We start from the raw sequence: 17,069 nt of genomic DNA, 5'->3' as shown, positions 1-17,069 counted from the left end.
GTAGCTGTTCAGGGGAGATGTTCACTAGCTTGGAATTATTTACCCTATGGTAAGTCGAGTACTGAAAAACAGCATATTTTTGCGTATTTATGCTGGTTTGGTCGTTTTGGTCGTTGTGGTTGCCGCATTTTGTTATTTGCTGGTGCAGATCATTAACTATCAACGTGCGCAAGAATATCGTGAATCTCTTACTGATGGTATTTCCTATGTCATTAGTGAAGGTGTATCTCGTCAGCCAGAAAAACAGCAGAAGTTAGATTGGATTTCCGATGCTTCTGATTTGCTGGAATTGCCGATCTACTATGTCGATGCAGAACGGGTAGAACTGTCTCGCACCGAAAAAAAGCGCATCGCAGAACAAAAATCAGTGGTTCGTTATGATGCCAATAATGGTATAGGTTATATCATTATCGGTTTAAAAGACGATTCTAAGCATTACCTGTATATCAAAGTCGATAAAATTGGCGAACGCCAGATGAAAGCGCTACCGATTTTTGTACTGGATTATTTGATTTTCTATCCAGGGCAGGAGCGTGAGTACTTAGATAAAATCAAAAAGCATTTTTATTATCCGATTGAAATTGCAGATATTAAAGATATCAATCTGGATTCAGAGCAAATTGGTCGTTTGCGCCAAGATCAGAGTGTATTGTTGTATAAAGACAGTGCAACGGTGCGTGGAACCACCATTTCGATTGTTTCTCCTATGCCGAACCATCCTGCGCAAGTGCTGATTTTAGGGCCTGTGCCGATGTTTAACTGGATGCCGTTCCAACTGTCTGCAGGCATTACTTTATTTAGCTTGTTCCTGTTGAGCTTGGGGGTATACGGTCTGATTTTACCATTGGAGCGAAAAATCCGCCAGGTTCGTTATGCTCTGAACAAGATGAAATCAGGTGATTTGTCCTTACGTGTCCCGATTGAAGGGAGCGATGAAATGGCCAACTTGGCTTCCAGCTATAACAACATGTCGGATCATATTCAGCGTTTGATTGAAGCGCAGCGTGAGTTGATGCGTGCGGTGTCACATGAGTTGAGAACACCTGTAGCGCGAATCCGCTTTGGTATGGAAATGCTGGCAGAAGAAGATGATTATAATTATCGTATTCAACAGGTCGATATGATTGATAAGGATATTGAGGCATTGAATACCTTGATTGACGAGATCATGACCTATGCCAAACTGGAACAGGGCACGCCGTCTTTAGATTTTGAAGACATTGTTCTGGTCGAGGTGCTGGATCAGGTGGCGATGGAAACCGAGGCACTGAAGACGCAAAAAGAAATTGAACTGATTGCACCAGCGTTGTCTTTAAAGGTAGATGCAGAGCGTCGTTACCTGCATCGTGTGGTACAAAATCTGGTCGGCAATGCGGTACGTTACTGTGATCATAAGGTGCGTATCAGCGGTGGGATTCATGCTGATGGCAATGCCTATGTTTGTGTAGAAGATGACGGACCGGGGATTCCAGAGCAAGAGCGCAGTCGTATTTTTGAAGCCTTTGCGCGTTTAGATGACAGTCGTACCCGTGCTTCGGGTGGTTATGGTCTGGGCTTGTCAATTGTCAGCCGGATTGCGTACTGGTTCGGTGGCACCATTCAAGTCGATCAAAGTCCAAACTTGGGCGGTGCGCGCTTTATCATGACTTGGCCTGCCAAGCGTTATAAACAAGTGATTAAAAAATAGAATGAAAAGACGGTTGCTCTTTTTGATGTAATAAAAAGCCAAGGGATATTGCCTTGGCTTTTTTTATAGCAAAATTTTAAGCCCATTCACTTGCTTTTGCATAGCGAGATGCATTGGCAGGAACGGAGGGGGTGCATGGGGCAATTATGCCCATGTTTTTGACCAATAAGCCTGATGTTCTGTACTGTTCCACTGACCTTTAATTTGGGCAGCCTGAAAAGAGTCTAATGCCTGAACACGCTGCATGTAATTTAAAGTGGCAGGAAATCTTTGCTTGTCTGTAATTAAATTTAACAGGGCTTCTACTAAAAAGACCATCATGATGTCGGCAGCTGAGAAAGCTTCTCCTGCAAACCATGTGTGTGTTGCAAGATGCTGTTCTATCAATGTCATCTGCTGATAAAGGGTTGGATTGAGAAACTGTCGGTCAAAGGATCGCTTTATTATTCTGATTAAAGGTCGTGCAAAAAAAGGTGACCGATCTACCATTCGAGAAAAAATCTGCTTGAGTGTTAAATTCGGCATCAGCGTTGCATCTGCAAAATTTTTCCAATAAAAATATTGCTGTTTATTTACTGAGTTTGTTGGTTGGAGCTGATGAGGCAATCCATTCGCCAGCAGGCTATCTAATATGGCGGAAGTCTCTGCTAACACTTGGGGCGGGCTATACATATCATCCACCAAAATTGGAACTTTACCCAAAGGATGAATGTCTTTGAGCCACTCAGGTGCCTCGCCATTGGGGGTACGCTCACAAAAAATAAGCGCATAATCGAGTTGTAAGACTTCAAGCAGCCACACGATGCGCTGTGAGCGAGAGTTACTTAAATGGTAGAGTTTTAACATGGATTTTAATCAGTTCTAGTTCATCGTGTCTGCCGGTTGGGGAGTGTGGCCTTAGTGTCCAGTTGTAAAGGCTTGCTCTACGGTGTTGGCTGAGGCTGCCGTCGTCAATGTGAGTGACATCGTGATGATGATACTTTGGGTTTGCTGTTTGATTTGCATTATTTATCCTCTGAATGAGAGTGTTATTGTTAGATTGTCTGTTGTTCTGCATATCGTTGCTGACAAGAAAAAAGCAGCAAGGTTGCTGCTTTTTATAAATAGAGTGAAAAAGAATCGTAATCTAAAGTGTTGGGCACCGCTTGGTATGAGCTGAATGATTTTTACTCATGCAGAGAGGGATCAGGTTCAATCAGGGGTTTACCTGAGCGCAGACCTTGCAATGCATCAGCATTGAAGTCAATCAGCAGGGCATTATTTTTAATATCGATTTTATAGCCTTTGATGAGTGCTTGATCGCCATTTAAGGTTTCAACTTTATAGCTGTCCGCAATATTCAGAATACTTTCTAGGTTGGTCGTGGTTGCGGCAAAATCTTCTCTAAATACTTCGTAGATGTCTCTTAAATCAAAAATTGCATTATCAGCATCTGGATGTTTTCGAACATAACTTTCGATATGACGCATCAGAAGTTGTGAAAAAAAGAAGTAATCTGAGTCGTGTGTATATTCTAGATGCATGTTTTTCTCCTTTTGTGCTCATTCTAGAATACTCATCTATTACGCGAACTGTGTATAAAGATAATTAAAGTATTTAGCTGAATTGCAACATATTATGTCGAAATGACAACTTGATTGCGGCCCTGACGTTTGGCTTGATACAGTACATCATCGGCCTGTTTGAATAATTGCTCGATGGAGTGCTGATTTTCAGGCTCACAAATACAAATACCGATACTGATTTGGATCGAAAAGCTCTGTTGTGTTGCATATTCAATCGGAGTTTTACTGATTTGTAAGCGAATTTTTTCTGCACAGAGATAAGCTGCATCGGCATCGGTATTGGACATAAAAATAGCAAACTCTTCACCGCCTAAACGCCCGAGCAGGTCTTGGGGTCTGAGCAGGCTTTGAATGGTATGTACACAGCTTTGCAAGGCACGATCACCCATTTGGTGTCCATAGCTGTCATTCACCTGTTTGAAATGATCAATATCAAGCATCAGGAAAGCCGTGGTTTGTCCTGAACTGGTGGCTTGCTGCTGTAATAATTGTACGGACTGCAGAAATTGACGTCGGGTCAGGCTTGAGGTGAGTTCGTCGTGGGCAATGGTGTGCTGTAGTTCTTGAATCAGTTTGGATCTCAAGATATTGATGCTGGAAACAGTGAGCGGTGCAATGGTCATCATAATCAATCCAAGGCGGATCGAAATGGCGTTGTTTAAAAAGTGTTCTGGATAAAGTAGTAGGTAGTTTTGTGAAACATGATAGATCACAAAGGCGCAACTGATTGAGGTGATGATGGCGACTGAGAAATGGCGATAGCTCAGGGCGCACCAGATGAGTGCTGCAATCGGATACAGCAGTGAACCAGGGCCTGCATCGTAATAGCCAATCGCAATTGAAAAAATAACTGCAAACAAGGGCAGGCTTTGTTGCACGGTCTGGGTTTTAAATTCTTTGAGTTGTTGTTTAAACTCAGAGAAATGCGGCGCGCTGATGATCGCAGGGAGCAGTAACAGCGCATTTTGAATCTCTGCGGTAAACCAGTAGCCAAAATCTGTCCAGAAAGAGCCCAGAGCAAATTTGGTATTGAATAAGGGGAGGGTCAGTGCCGCAAATAAAGAGCTGGCCAAAGCACCAATACAGCAAAAGCTAAACAGAAATAGATAGAAATAGCCCTGATGCATGGAACGGATAAAGGCATTAAATCTGATATATAAAGTCAATGTGGTTAAAACATAGAATAGATTGGCAGAGTTCAGGCAGATATTGAGTAAGAACGGGGTGCCCTGTAAGGTGTCCGCCAGCAAATATCCTACGATTGCACCAATAAAACTGATCGGGTGGCGGGTGTGCGGAAAGCGAATCAGCAGCCCGAGCAGAACCGAATTGGCAGGCCAGAAAGAGGCGAGAAAAGTCAGGTGTCTGGTGGCGATGCCAATGAGGCAGCACAGCAGAATTACCCCAGTAAAGAATGCGAATAATTGTAAAAGCGAGCGTGGTTTGAGTACTGCATGGGCTTGAGGCATAGAGACGTGTTTCTATGGCGAGATGAGGTCGCGCTATTATATAAATTCTGTTTAAATTTTCATCATAAAACTACGCCAATGCAATGGTTTAGTTTGTGCAGCAATATATTGGGGCATGTTGATTAAAATACGAATGTTTTTGATTCATCCATAAAGAAAAAAATGATCAATATGCTCTTCTTGATTAGATAATTCGATTTTTAGGGGTGAATTAACCGTGATCTTGGATATATCCGTAAATTTGAGGACAAAATCATCCGAAAGACTAAAGCGCTTCAACTAGCATGAGAAATTAGAAATCAGGTACAATTGGCGGGATTAATTTTGTGTTTGGTGTATTTGAAGGCCAATACATACATTCTTTGTTAAAAATAGGCCTGCCAGGAGTTATCCCCGCATGAGTGCCATTACTCCATACGATTGGGCAATAATTGCCTTCGTGATCGGCGTTACATTTCTTTGCGTTTTTATGCTGACAGTTCCCTTACTCCTCGGGGGTAAAGCATGGGGACGTGCAAAGCAAGAGCAGTTTGAGTCAGGTGTCGTAGGTGCGGGCGGTGCTCGTATCCGCCTGTCAGCCAAATTCTATTTAGTTGCAATTTTCTTTGTGGTTTTCGATCTGGAAGCCCTCTATCTCTACGCTTGGGCAACTTCGGTTCGTGAAGTCGGCTGGGTGGGTTTTGCAACGGCTGCCGTGTTTATTTTAGTTTTATTGATCGGTTTGATTTATGAGCTTTCGACTGGCGCACTTAACTGGGCTCCTTCGGATCGTCGTAAAGCAGCGGGTGTTAAAACCAAAATTGGTTCGCCAAATATGAATATTGCTGACATTACGCGATTCAATAACATTGAAGAGTTAGTTGTCGATCCTACTGGTCATATTCCAGCACAGTCTTCTGGTCGTGTTAAATCAAAAACACCGACTACATCATCATTTGAACAGGAGTAAGTCGGGATGAAATATACTTTAACCCGTGCGAATCCGGATGCCGATCAATATCCATTACAAGATCGTCAAATCGTCACTGATCCACTTGAGGAAGAAGTGAATAAAAGTGTGATGATGACACGTCTTGAGGATGTGTTGCATACAGCCGTGAACTGGGGGCGTAAAAACTCTTTGTGGCCATTTAACTTTGGTACGTCATGCTGCTACGTTGAATATGCAACCACATTAACAGGTGTGCATGACTTGTCACGTTTTGGTGCCGAGGTGATTCGAGCTTCACCACGTCAAGCGGATTTGATGATTGTTGCAGGGACTTGCTTTGTCAAAATGGCGCCTGTAATCCAACGTTTGTATGAACAAATGCTTGAGCCTAAATGGGTCATCTCGATGGGTGCTTGTGCTAACTCAGGTGGTATGTACGACATCTATTCAGTGGTTCAAGGTGTAGACAAAATTATTCCTGTTGATGTGTACATCCCAGGTTGTCCGCCACGTCCAGAAGCATTGATCCAAGCATTGATGTTATTGCAAGACCAAATTCAGCTTGAGCGCCGTCCACTTTCAGCGGTTATTGGTGATGATCTTCAGCCTGTGTATAAGCCAAAGATGATGCCAGAACGTGACCGTAAAAATGCGGAACGTATTGCGGTGAAAAACCTACGCTCTATGGATGACATTAAATAATTTTAACGATGAGTTTTTGACATATTCCATGATGAATATGGTCGTCGGGAAAATTGACAAAATTTGTATTAAATAGGAAGCCAAGCCAATGGCTGAAACTGACATTGCTATGCCAGAATCAACTCCAGTTGATTCACGCCCAGCATTTGCAATCGTAGAAGAGCTCAAAACCAAATTTGGTGAGAACTTCTATGTGCAGGCGACTTTTGAAGAGTTTCCAACAGTCTGGGTTGAGCGCGCACGCGTGCAAGAAGTCCTTATGTTCCTCCGTAAAGTGGAACGTCCTTATGTAATGTTGTTTGACTTGTCTGCGGTCGATGAGCGTTTACGTGTTCACCGTGACGGTTTGCCAGCATCTGACTTTACTGTGTTCTATCACTTGTTATCGCTTGAGCGTAATAGTGATATTCGTATTAAAGTTGCATTGAATGAAAATGATTTAAGCATCCCAACCGCAACCAATATCTGGCCAAATGCCAACTGGTACGAGCGTGAAGCTTACGATATGTTTGGTATCGATTTCGCAGGGCACCCAATGCTCCGTCGTATCTTGTTGCCGACGTATTGGGAAGGTCATCCATTGCGTAAAGAATATTCTGCCCGTGCGACAGAATATACCCCGTACATGCAAGATCAAGCGAAGCAAGATTTCGAACAAGAACACTTACGCTTTGTGCCAGAAGACTGGGGTCTAAAACGCGGTAATGATGACGAAGACTTCATGTTCCTGAACTTGGGTCCGAACCATCCATCTGCACACGGTGCGTTCCGTGTGGTTTTACAGTTGGACGGTGAAGAAGTCAAAGACTGTGTGCCTGATATCGGTTATCACCACCGTGGTGTGGAAAAGATGGCTGAACGTCAAACTTGGCATTCATTCATTCCGTATACCGATCGTGTCGATTACTTGGGTGGTTGTGCGCAAAACATGCCATATGTGATGGCTGTTGAGCAAATGGCAGGGATTCAAGTCCCTGAGCGTGCACAAGTGATTCGTGTGATGTTGAACGAGTTATTCCGTATCAATAACCACTTATTATTCTGTGGTACCGCGATTCAGGATGCGGGCGGTATGACCCCTGTATTCTATATGTTCGCAGACCGTCAGAAAGTCTATGACATCGTTGAAGCGATTACCGGTTACCGTATGCATCCGGCATGGTTCCGTATCGGCGGAACAGCACACGACCTTCCAAACAACTGGCAAAAACTTGTTAAAGAATTGCTAGAGTGGATGCCGAAGCGTTTGAACGAGTACTACACTGCTGCGCTTAAAAACTCAGTCTTTATTGGTCGTACCCGCAACGTTGCGCAATACGATGCTAAATCTGCATTGGCTTGGGGTGTGACAGGGACAGGTTTACGTGCGACGGGTATTGATTTCGACGTGCGTAAATATCGTCCATACAGTGGTTATGAAAACTTCGACTTTGATATTCCAGTGGAATACGAAGGCGATGCCTATGCACGTGTACTGGTTCACTTCCGTGAAATCACTGAATCATTGAAAATCATTCAGCAGTGCTTGGACAACATGCCATCTGGTCCATATAAAGCGGATCATCCATTGGCTGTTCCACCACCGAAAGATAAGACATTACAAGATATTGAAACCTTGATTACGCACTTCTTAAGCGTATCTTGGGGTCCTGTAATGCCAGCGGGCGAGTCTTCATTTATGACTGAAGTCGTGAAGGGTGCGAGTACCTATTACCTCACTTCTGACAAGTCAACCATGAGTTACCGTACCCGTATTCGTACACCAACGTTCACGCATTTACAGCAAATGCCTTCAGTGATTAATGGCAGTTTGGTTTCTGACCTGATCATTTATTTGGCAACCATTGACGTGGTTATGGCTGACGTGGATCGCTAGGGGTAAACGATTATGATGATTTTGACTGATAAAAAACCACGTGTGAATGTTGAAGGGATTTTGACTGCGGACGAAATCCATGACATCGAACATCACATTGGTCATTACCCGTACCCACGTGCAGCATCTTTGGATGCCTTGAAGTGTGTACAACGCCGTAATGGCTGGGTAGATGATGCACAGATGAATGCGATTGCACAGCTGTTGACCATGAGCGTAGCGGATCTGGAAGGTGTTGCAACTTTCTATAACCGTATCTACCGTCAACCTGTTGGCCGTCATGTGATTCTATTGTGTGACTCAATTGCATGCTTCTTGATGGGTGCAGAAACTTTGGCAGAAGCGTTCCAGCGCGAGTTGGGTATCCAGTATGGACAAACCACCGCAGATGGTCGTTTTACCTTGCTCCCAATTTGCTGTTTAGGCAACTGCGATAAAGGTCCAACTTTAATGATTGATGAAGATACTCACGGTCTCGTGGACGTTTCATCGGTTAAACAGTTATTGGAGAAGTATGTATGAATACTGAACCAAAACCAATCTATGGCGACGGTAACCCAGAAACGCATCCATTGACTTGGCGTTTGAGCAAACAAGAATTTGTTCGTGCGGCAGATGAGTACGAAGCACTAGAAGGCTATGCTGGCTTTAAAAAAGCCTTGAGCATGCCACCAAAAGATGTACTTGAAGTCATTAAAGCTGCGACTGTTAAAGGTCGTGGTGGTGCAGGTTTCCCAGCAGGGATTAAATGGTCATTGATGGCCCCAAATGATGGCGGGCCACGCTATTTGATCTGTAATGCCGATGAAATGGAACCAGGTACCTTTAAAGACCGTTTGTTGATGGAAAAACTTCCTCATCAATTGATCGAAGGCATGTTGATTGCAGGTTACACCTTAGAAGCAACTCAAGGTTATATCTTCATCCGTGGTGAATATGTTGAAGCGGCTCAATACTTAAATGAAGCATTAGAGCAAATCCGTGCCAAAGGTTACTTGGGTGACAACATCCTTGGAACAGGCTGGAACTTTGATATGCACGTTCACACAGGCGCAGGTCGTTATATCTGTGGTGAAGAAACTGCATTGATCAACTCGCTTGAAGGTCGCCGCGCCAATCCGCGTACCAAACCGCCATTCCCGCAGGTAGCAGGGGCATGGGGTCGTCCAACGATTGTCAACAACGTTGAAACCTACAATAACTTGCCAGCGATCATGTTGCGTGGCCCAGAGTGGTATATCAACCTGTCTGCGGGTAAATCAAAAGATCCAGGCACCAAAATTTATGGTGCATCAGGCAAAGTTAAATTCCCAGGCCTTTGGGAACTACCATTTGGTACAACTGCGCGTGAAGTGATTGAAGAGCATGCGGGTGGTATGCGCGACGGTCTAACCCTGAAAGCATGGTTACCAGGTGGTGCATCAACCGACTTCTTGGCTGCCGAACACATTGATTTGCCAATGGATTCAGAAACGATCATGAAAGCAGGTTCTCGTTTGGGAACGTGTTTACTCATGGTGGTGGATGAAACCCAATGTATGGTTTCTGCAACACGTAATTTAGAAGAATTCTTTGCGCGTGAATCATGTGGTTTCTGTACACCATGCCGTGATGGTTTACCTTGGGCAGTGAAAGCGCTTAAAGCACTGGAAGCAGGCGAAGGTAAGAAAGAAGATATCGATCATTTACAAGAACTGACGCGTAAATTATGGATCGGTAAAACTTTCTGTGCTCACGCACCAGGTGCGATGGAGCCGCTTATGGGCGCACTTAAATATTTCCGTAACGAGTTCGAAGCTAAGGTTAAAACCCATGCTCCAGCTCTAGACGTAGAACAAGCTTAAGGAATTCGACTATGGCTACAATTCATGTCGATGGAAAATCGTATGAAGTTAACGGCTCAGAAAACTTGCTTCAAGCATGTCTCAGCCTTGGCATCGACATCCCGTATTTTTGTTGGCACCCATCCTTAGGTTCTGTTGGTTCTTGTCGTCAATGTGCGGTGACCCAGTATGCAAATCCTGAGGACACACGTGGACGCTTGGTGATGTCATGTATGACACCTGCTGCCGACAATACCTATATTTCGATTGAAGACAAAGAAGCAACGGATTTCCGTGCGTCGATCGTTGAATTCTTGATGACCAACCACCCACACGACTGTCCAGTCTGTGAAGAAGGTGGTCACTGTCATTTACAAGATATGACGGTGATGACGCAACACGATCGTCGTCGTTATCGCTTTACTAAACGGACTCACTATAACCAAGAGTTGGGTTCGTTTATTGCGCATGAGATGAACCGTTGTATCGCGTGCTATCGTTGTGTGCGTTATTACAAAGACTATGCTGGTGGTACCGACTTTGGTGTCTATGCCAATGCGTCACGTGTTTATTTCGGTCGTCCAGAATCAGGTACTTTAGAATCTGAATTTTCGGGTAACTTGACTGAAGTGTGTCCAACAGGTGTATTTACCGACAAGACCCATTCAGCACGCTATAACCGTAAATGGGACATGCAATATGCGCCAAGCGTATGTTTCGGCTGTTCTTCAGGTTGTAACATCTCTCCGGGTGAGCGTTATGGCGAAATCCGTCGTGTTGAAAACCGTTTCAATGGTTCTGTGAACCAATACTTCCTGTGTGATAAAGGTCGTTTCGGTACAGGCTATGTCAATCGTGAAGATCGTCCACGTCAACCACAGTTCCGCAATGGTGAAACTGTTGCAACCGTAAGCGTTGATCAGGCGCTTGATCAAGTGATTGCACAGCTGAAAGGCAAAAAAGTGTTAGGAATTGGTTCTCCACGCGCAAGCTTGGAATCAAACTACGCACTGCGTGAATTGGTTGGACAAGACAACTACTCAACAGGGATGTCTCAAAAAGAGCAGAACTTGGTTGAGTTAGCCGCATCAATCATGCAAACACAGGGTATCTATAACCCGAACATGCGTGAAATTGAAAGCTATGATGCAGTATTGATCTTGGGTGAAGACTTAACTCAAACTGCACCACGTATGGCCTTGTCTGTGCGCCAAGCTGCGAAAAATAAAGCCAAAGAAATGGCTGCTGCAACACGTACGCCAGACTGGTTGGCTGAACCGGTACAACGTATCGGTCAAGATGCAAAATCACCAATCTATATCCTTGCTGCAACGCAAACGCGTTTAGCGGATGTGGCAACAGGTGAAGTGGTTGCATCGCCAAATGATATCGCACGTTTAGGTTTTGCAGTTGCTGCTGCGGTGAAAGGTGAAGCACTCTCTGGTTTAGCGGATGATGCCAAAGCATTTGCGCAAACCATTGCGGACACCTTGAAAGCTGCGAAAAAGCCATTGATTATTTCGGGCACCAGCTTACAAGATCCTGCCATCATGGAAGCTGCGGCACAAGTTGCGCAGAACCTCGGTGCAAATGCAGGCTTGTCATTGACTGTTCCAGAAGTGAACTCAATGGGCTTGGCATTGTTCGGTGGCTTAAGTCTAGAACAAGCATTTGCACAAGACTTTGATACTGTGGTTGTGGTTGAAAATGACTTAACCCGTCGTTTACCAGTGGCACAAGTCAAAGCTGCACTGGATAAAGCTGAAACTGTGATTGTATTGGATCATAGCGAAACTGAAACCTTGAAACTTGCAGATATCGTACTTTCAGCAGCGAGTTTTGCCGAAGGTGATGGTACTGTCGTGAGTCAAGAAGGCCGTGCACAACGTTTCTACCAAGTGTATGACCCAAGCTACTACACGCCAGAATATGCGATCAAAGAATCTTGGCGCTGGTTACATGCCATTGAGACAGGTCTCAAAGGCAAAGCAGTAGACTGGACATTGCTGGATGATGTGATTGAAGACATCGTGAAGAATGTACCAGTACTTGCAGCAATCGAAGATGTTGCACCAGATGCGGGTTACCGTATCCATGGCTTGAAGATTGCACGTGAACCACGTCGTTATTCAGGTCGTACTGCAATTCGTGCGCCGTTATCGATTCACGAACCTAAACAGCCGACTGATCCAGATTCAGCATTAACGTTCTCGATGGAAGGTTATGTCGGAACTCAGACTGCATCTTCATTGGTACCTTTCGCATGGTCTGCGGGCTGGAACTCACCACAAGCTTGGAACAAATACCAAGATGAAGTGGGTGGTCACTTAAAAGGTGGTGATTCAGGTATCCGTCTATTCGATCGTTTAGCTAAACGTCCTGCACGTAGCTATGTTGCACCAACCGCTGTGGTGGTGAACCCTGAAAGTTTCCGTCTTGTGCCAATGCACCATATCTTTGGTTCTGGTGAATTCACCATTAAAACACCTGCAATGGAATCTCGTATTCCTGAAGCGATGTTTGCGGTGGGTGAGCAAGATGCGACTCGCTTGAATGTTCAGGATGGTCAGCGTATTACCGTGCAAGCGGGTGAAACCAGCATCAGCTTACCTGTACAAGTGATCGAATATTTACCAACAGGCTATATCGGTTATCCAATTGGTTTAGCACCAACAGTTTCATTGGCAGAGCCTGTGTCTGTGGCGGTAGGAGTGTAATTCATGAATCAAGAAATTATACGTCAAACGCCACTTTGGGCTGAGAACTGGCCAATCGCTTATTCGGTGATTCAAGCCGTGGTGATCTTGCTGGTGGTGGTTTTGGTTGCTGCGTTAATGTCATTTATTGAGCGTCGTCTCTTGGCATTATGGCAAGATCGTTACGGTCCAAACCGTGTTGGTCCTGGCGGTATGTTCCAGATTGTTGCCGACATGCTCAAGATCATGTTCAAAGAAGACTGGACACCAAAGTTTGCTGATAAGCTCACGTTCCGTTTAGCACCAGCCGTTGCGATGGCAACTGCGGTACTTTCGTTTATGGTCATTCCAGTAAGTCCTACATTGGGCGTTGCGGATATGAGTATCGGTCTATTGTTCTTTATGGCAATGGCAGGTATTGCGGTTTATGCAGTGTTATTTGGTGGTTGGGCATCGAACAACAAATACTCATTACTCGGTGGTCTTCGTTCTGCTGCGCAAACTATTTCTTATGAAGTGTTCTTGGGTATCTCGTTGATGGGTGTGGTTGCAATTGCAGGCTCATTCAACCTTCGTGAAATCGTTGAAGCACAACGTGATATGTGGTTCATCATTCCTCAATTCTTAGGTTTCTTGATCTTTGTGGTTGCGGGTGTTGCCGTTACGCATCGTCATCCATTTGACCAACCAGAAGCTGAGCAAGAATTGGCCGAAGGTTACCATGTCGAATATGGTGGTATGAAGTGGGGGATGTTCTTCGTTGCGGAATATGTCAACGTGGTATTGATCTCTGCCTTGATCGTCACCTTATTCTTCGGCGGATGGCTTGCACCATTCAACTTGGAAATTCCATTTGTTCCACCATTATTCTGGTTCGTGATTAAAACAGCATTCTTTGTAATGATGTTTGTCTTGGCACGTGGTTCGTTAATGCGTCCTCGTTATGACCAAGTGATGAACTTTGGTTGGAAAGTTTGTTTGCCATTGGCGTTGGTCAACTTGTTAGTGACTGGTGCTGTGATTCTGATGAATCAGGCCTAGGACAGCAGGGAGTACAAAATGTATAAAATTCTAGCTGGCTTTGGATCGATTGTACGTTCGTTATGGATGGTGTTCAGCCATGTCACACGTAAACGTGACACGATCTTATATCCAGAAGTACCAGGTGAACAAATTGCACCTCCACGCTATCGTGGTCGTATCGTATTAACACGTGACCCGGATGGTGAAGAGCGTTGTGTGGCATGTAACCTGTGTGCGGTTGCTTGTCCTGTTGGCTGTATTTCATTACAGAAAGCGGAAAAAGAAGATGGACGTTGGTATCCAGAATTTTTCCGTATCAACTTCTCACGCTGTATTTTCTGCGGGATGTGTGAAGAAGCATGTCCAACGACTGCCATTCAGTTGACCCCGGATTTCGAACTGGGTGAATATGTACGTCAAGACTTGGTTTATGAAAAAGAAAACTTACTCATTTCTGGACCGGGTAAATATCCTGACTACAACTTCTACCGTGTTACCGGTATGGCGGTAAGTGGCAAAGAAAAAGGTCAAGCACAGAAAGAAAGTGCACCAGTAGATGTACGGAGCTTATTACCATGATGTGGCCATTTTATTTGATGGCACTTGTGGCCATCGTTTCGACGATTCGTGTTGTAACCAATACGAATCCAGTGCATGCACTGTTAAGTTTGATCGTTTCTCTTCTAGCGGTTGCTGGTATTTTCATGATCGTGGGTGCGCCGTTCGCGGCTGCCCTTGAGATCATCGTTTATGCTGGTGCCATCATGGTCTTGTTCGTTTTTGTTGTAATGATGCTGAATCTTGGACAAGAAACCATTGAACAAGAGCGTAAATGGTTGAGTTCAGACGCTTGGGCTTTTCCTGCACTGATGAGCTTTTTATTGGCTTTGATCTTGGTGTGGATGCTGGGTGGTGAATACACCACAATTTCTGCACCTATGGGGACAGAAATTGTAGGTCCGAAAGCTGTCGGTCAAGCGCTATTTACTCACTATCTATTATTGGTAGAAGTTGCCGCGATGTTATTGCTTGCAGCACTGGTTGCAGCATTCCACTTAGGCAAACGTGAACCAGGTGCAGAAGAGGATAAAGAATAATGGGACACATCCCTTTAGAACATGGTTTGATCGTTGCAACCATCCTTTTTGCACTGGGTTTTTACGGTGTAATGGTGCGACGTAACCTTTTATTTATGCTAATGAGCCTTGAAGTGATGATGAATGCCGCTGCGCTGGCATTCGTTTTAGCGGGTAGCGTTTGGGCGCAGCCAGATGGACAGATCATGTTCATTCTGATTTTGACGCTTGCTGCAGCAGAGGCATGTATCGGTCTTGCGATCGTCCTTCAGTTTTATCATCGCTTCCATCATCTGGATGTGGATGCTGCTAGTGAGATGCGCGGATGAGTACATTATATTTAACCATTTTATTTCCGCTCATTGGTTTTATCCTCTTGGCGGCAGGGCGTAATAAACTGTCTGAAAACCTGGCAGCTATTATTGGTGTTGGTTCAGTCGGTTTGTCTGCGTTATTCGCTTTAATTGCGGGTCTTGCATTTACCAGCAGCGGCCAAACTGTTTTTGTTCAACACCTATGGACATGGTTCAGTGTTGGCGGTTTTGAGCCAGGTATCAGCTTGCACCTTGATGGTTTGTCATTACTGATGACAGGCATGATCACGGGTGTTGGTTTCCTGATTCACATCTTCGCATCTTGGTATATGCGTGGTGAAGAAGATTACGCACGTTTCTTCTCTTATTTCAACCTGTTCGTTGCCAGCATGTTGTTGTTGGTACTCGGCGATAACTTGGCGTTATTGTTCCTAGGTTGGGAAGGCGTAGGTCTGTGTTCATACCTGTTGATTGGTTTCTACTACTCAAACCCTGCAAATGGTTGGGCAGCAATCAAGGCATTTACCGTAACACGTGTGGGTGACGTTTTCTTACTCATCGCACTGTTCTTGCTCTATCAACAGTTTGGTACGTTGAATACCCAGTACATTGTTGAAAATGCAGCGACTGTGATGACACAAAGTTCATCATTGTCGATCTGGACAGCATTGATGTTGTTCTTGGGTGCGGCAGGTAAATCAGCGCAAATTCCATTACAAACTTGGTTAGCCGATGCGATGGCTGGTCCTACACCAGTATCTGCATTGATCCACGCTGCGACCATGGTCACAGCAGGTGTGTACTTATGCTGCCGTATGTTCTCTGTGATGGAAATGGCGCCAGCAGTGATGCAGTTCATTTCGATTACTGGTGCTGTGACTTTGCTGGTTGCTGGCTTTGCGGCCTTGGTTCAAACCGATATCAAACGTATCTTGGCTTACTCAACCATGAGTCAGCTCGGTTATATGTTTATGGCGGTGGGTGCGGAAGCATACCAAGCGGGCTTATTCCACATGTTGGCTCACGCATTCTTCAAAGCGTTATTGTTCCTTTCTTCAGGTGCCGTAATTCTTGCATGTCATCATGAACAAAACATTTTCAAAATGGGTGGATTACGTCATAAGATTCCATTTGTATTCTGGTGTTTCGTGATCGGTGGTGGCGCATTGGCAGCACTTCCAATCGTGACGGTTGGCTTCTTCTCTAAAGATGCGATCTTGGGCGCGGTATATGCTCAATCGGCTATTGCCAACCTTCCGCTTTACCATACCTTGTACTGGGTGGGTGTTGCAGGTGCATTCTTAACCTCTATTTATACCTTCCGTTTAATCTGGGTGGTGTTCTTTGGTGAAGAGAAAACCCATGCACATGCGATTCATGGTGTGACTTACTGGGCGCCGCTTGCAATCCTTGCTGCGTTGTCAACAGGTATTGGTTACTTCCTGCAAGCGCCAGTTGCAAAATTGTTGACTGCTGCAAGCATTCCAAGTTTTGTGATTCCTGAAAGCTTAGAAGCGGCTGTTGCACATGCTGAACATTTAGCAAGTGGTGTTGCCCTTGTTGGTTTAGCTGTCGGTATCTTCTTATTTGCCTTTGCGTATGGTGCAGTTAAATCATTTGCTCAGACCTCTCTGGGTTCAGGTTTAGCACATATTTGCCGTACTGCATTTGGTTTCGATGCTTTGTATAACATCGTATTTGTAAAACCTTATTTATTGATTGCGAAAATTTTAGGTCGTGATCCTGTTGACGGGTTATGGTTGTTACTCCCTGCCATTGTGAAGGGTGGGAATAGCTTTACCAGTTCGCGTCAAACTGGTTCATTACGTGAATACGCATCAAGCATGTCACTCGGTGTAGTGGTGTTATTGATGATCTTGATCGTGATTCAGGTTGTGGGGAAATAA

Annotated in this window: 15 protein-coding genes; 12 read left to right on the top strand and 3 right to left on the bottom strand. The window is 44.7% G+C overall.

Going from position 1 to position 17,069, the window contains the following annotated elements; genetic code table 11:
* Positions 1-46 precede the first annotated feature (46 nt).
* Positions 47-1,687: a sensor histidine kinase BfmS gene (gene bfmS, locus F895_RS14530; RefSeq protein WP_005239483.1), complete on the top strand. Its 1,641-nt coding sequence runs from the start codon at positions 47-49 to the stop codon at positions 1,685-1,687.
* Between the two features lie 144 nt (positions 1,688-1,831).
* Here the strand turns inward: bfmS and F895_RS14535 are convergent, their stop codons facing one another.
* The 3 genes from F895_RS14535 to F895_RS14545 form a co-directional block, all read right to left on the bottom strand.
* Positions 1,832-2,533 (bottom strand): glutathione S-transferase family protein, encoded by a 702-nt coding sequence (locus F895_RS14535; protein WP_005239481.1) that lies wholly within the window; start codon positions 2,531-2,533, stop codon positions 1,832-1,834.
* 320 nt (positions 2,534-2,853) lie between these two features.
* Positions 2,854-3,210, bottom strand: a complete 357-nt coding sequence (locus F895_RS14540; RefSeq protein WP_005239477.1) for a hypothetical protein — start codon at positions 3,208-3,210, stop codon at positions 2,854-2,856.
* A 92-nt stretch (positions 3,211-3,302) separates the two neighbouring features.
* Positions 3,303-4,721, bottom strand: a complete 1,419-nt coding sequence (locus tag F895_RS14545; RefSeq protein WP_005239476.1) for a GGDEF domain-containing protein — start codon at positions 4,719-4,721, stop codon at positions 3,303-3,305.
* Positions 4,722-5,118: 397 nt separating this feature from the next.
* Between F895_RS14545 and ndhC the strand changes: the two genes are divergently transcribed.
* From ndhC to nuoL, 11 genes are all read left to right on the top strand, one after another.
* Positions 5,119-5,670: an NADH-quinone oxidoreductase subunit A gene (gene ndhC / locus F895_RS14550; RefSeq protein ID WP_005239474.1), complete on the top strand. Its 552-nt coding sequence runs from the start codon at positions 5,119-5,121 to the stop codon at positions 5,668-5,670.
* A 6-nt stretch (positions 5,671-5,676) separates the two neighbouring features.
* Positions 5,677-6,354: a NuoB/complex I 20 kDa subunit family protein gene (locus F895_RS14555; RefSeq protein WP_004655450.1), complete on the top strand. Its 678-nt coding sequence runs from the start codon at positions 5,677-5,679 to the stop codon at positions 6,352-6,354.
* Between the two features lie 88 nt (positions 6,355-6,442).
* Positions 6,443-8,230, top strand: coding sequence for an NADH-quinone oxidoreductase subunit C/D (gene nuoC / locus F895_RS14560; protein ID WP_005239472.1), 1,788 nt, complete (start codon positions 6,443-6,445; stop codon positions 8,228-8,230).
* Positions 8,231-8,242: 12 nt separating this feature from the next.
* On the top strand, positions 8,243-8,752 hold the full coding sequence (gene nuoE / locus F895_RS14565) for an NADH-quinone oxidoreductase subunit NuoE (protein ID WP_004804770.1): 510 nt from the start codon (positions 8,243-8,245) through the stop codon (positions 8,750-8,752).
* Positions 8,749-10,074 carry an NADH-quinone oxidoreductase subunit NuoF gene (gene nuoF / locus F895_RS14570; RefSeq protein WP_005239469.1) on the top strand — a complete coding sequence of 442 codons (1,326 nt, stop codon included), beginning with the start codon at positions 8,749-8,751 and terminating at the stop codon, positions 10,072-10,074. Before nuoE ends, nuoF begins: the two co-directional genes overlap by 4 nt.
* Positions 10,075-10,085: 11 nt before the next feature.
* Positions 10,086-12,770 carry an NADH-quinone oxidoreductase subunit NuoG gene (gene nuoG / locus F895_RS14575; protein ID WP_005239467.1) on the top strand — a complete coding sequence of 895 codons (2,685 nt, stop codon included), beginning with the start codon at positions 10,086-10,088 and terminating at the stop codon, positions 12,768-12,770.
* Between the two features lie 3 nt (positions 12,771-12,773).
* The gene (gene nuoH / locus F895_RS14580) at positions 12,774-13,790 is read left to right on the top strand and encodes an NADH-quinone oxidoreductase subunit NuoH (protein ID WP_005151242.1); all 1,017 of its coding nucleotides are present in this window, start codon (positions 12,774-12,776) and stop codon (positions 13,788-13,790) included.
* 18 nt (positions 13,791-13,808) lie between these two features.
* Positions 13,809-14,351 carry an NADH-quinone oxidoreductase subunit NuoI gene (gene nuoI, locus F895_RS14585; RefSeq protein WP_005239465.1) on the top strand — a complete coding sequence of 181 codons (543 nt, stop codon included), beginning with the start codon at positions 13,809-13,811 and terminating at the stop codon, positions 14,349-14,351.
* The gene (nuoJ, locus tag F895_RS14590) at positions 14,351-14,869 is read left to right on the top strand and encodes an NADH-quinone oxidoreductase subunit J (RefSeq protein ID WP_171057844.1); all 519 of its coding nucleotides are present in this window, start codon (positions 14,351-14,353) and stop codon (positions 14,867-14,869) included. Before nuoI ends, nuoJ begins: the two co-directional genes overlap by 1 nt.
* Positions 14,869-15,177 (top strand): NADH-quinone oxidoreductase subunit NuoK, encoded by a 309-nt coding sequence (gene nuoK / locus F895_RS14595; RefSeq protein ID WP_004655436.1) that lies wholly within the window; start codon positions 14,869-14,871, stop codon positions 15,175-15,177. Before nuoJ ends, nuoK begins: the two co-directional genes overlap by 1 nt.
* Positions 15,174-17,069 carry an NADH-quinone oxidoreductase subunit L gene (nuoL, locus tag F895_RS14600; RefSeq protein WP_005239461.1) on the top strand — a complete coding sequence of 632 codons (1,896 nt, stop codon included), beginning with the start codon at positions 15,174-15,176 and terminating at the stop codon, positions 17,067-17,069. The genes nuoK and nuoL overlap by 4 nt, the downstream gene beginning before the upstream one ends.

Origin of the sequence: Acinetobacter sp. CIP 64.2, assembly GCF_000369645.1 — a bacterium.
In the GTDB taxonomy this organism is placed as follows: domain Bacteria; phylum Pseudomonadota; class Gammaproteobacteria; order Pseudomonadales; family Moraxellaceae; genus Acinetobacter.
The sequence above is the reverse complement of the archived record's forward strand: the minus strand, read 5'-3'. Positions and strand labels throughout refer to the sequence as shown.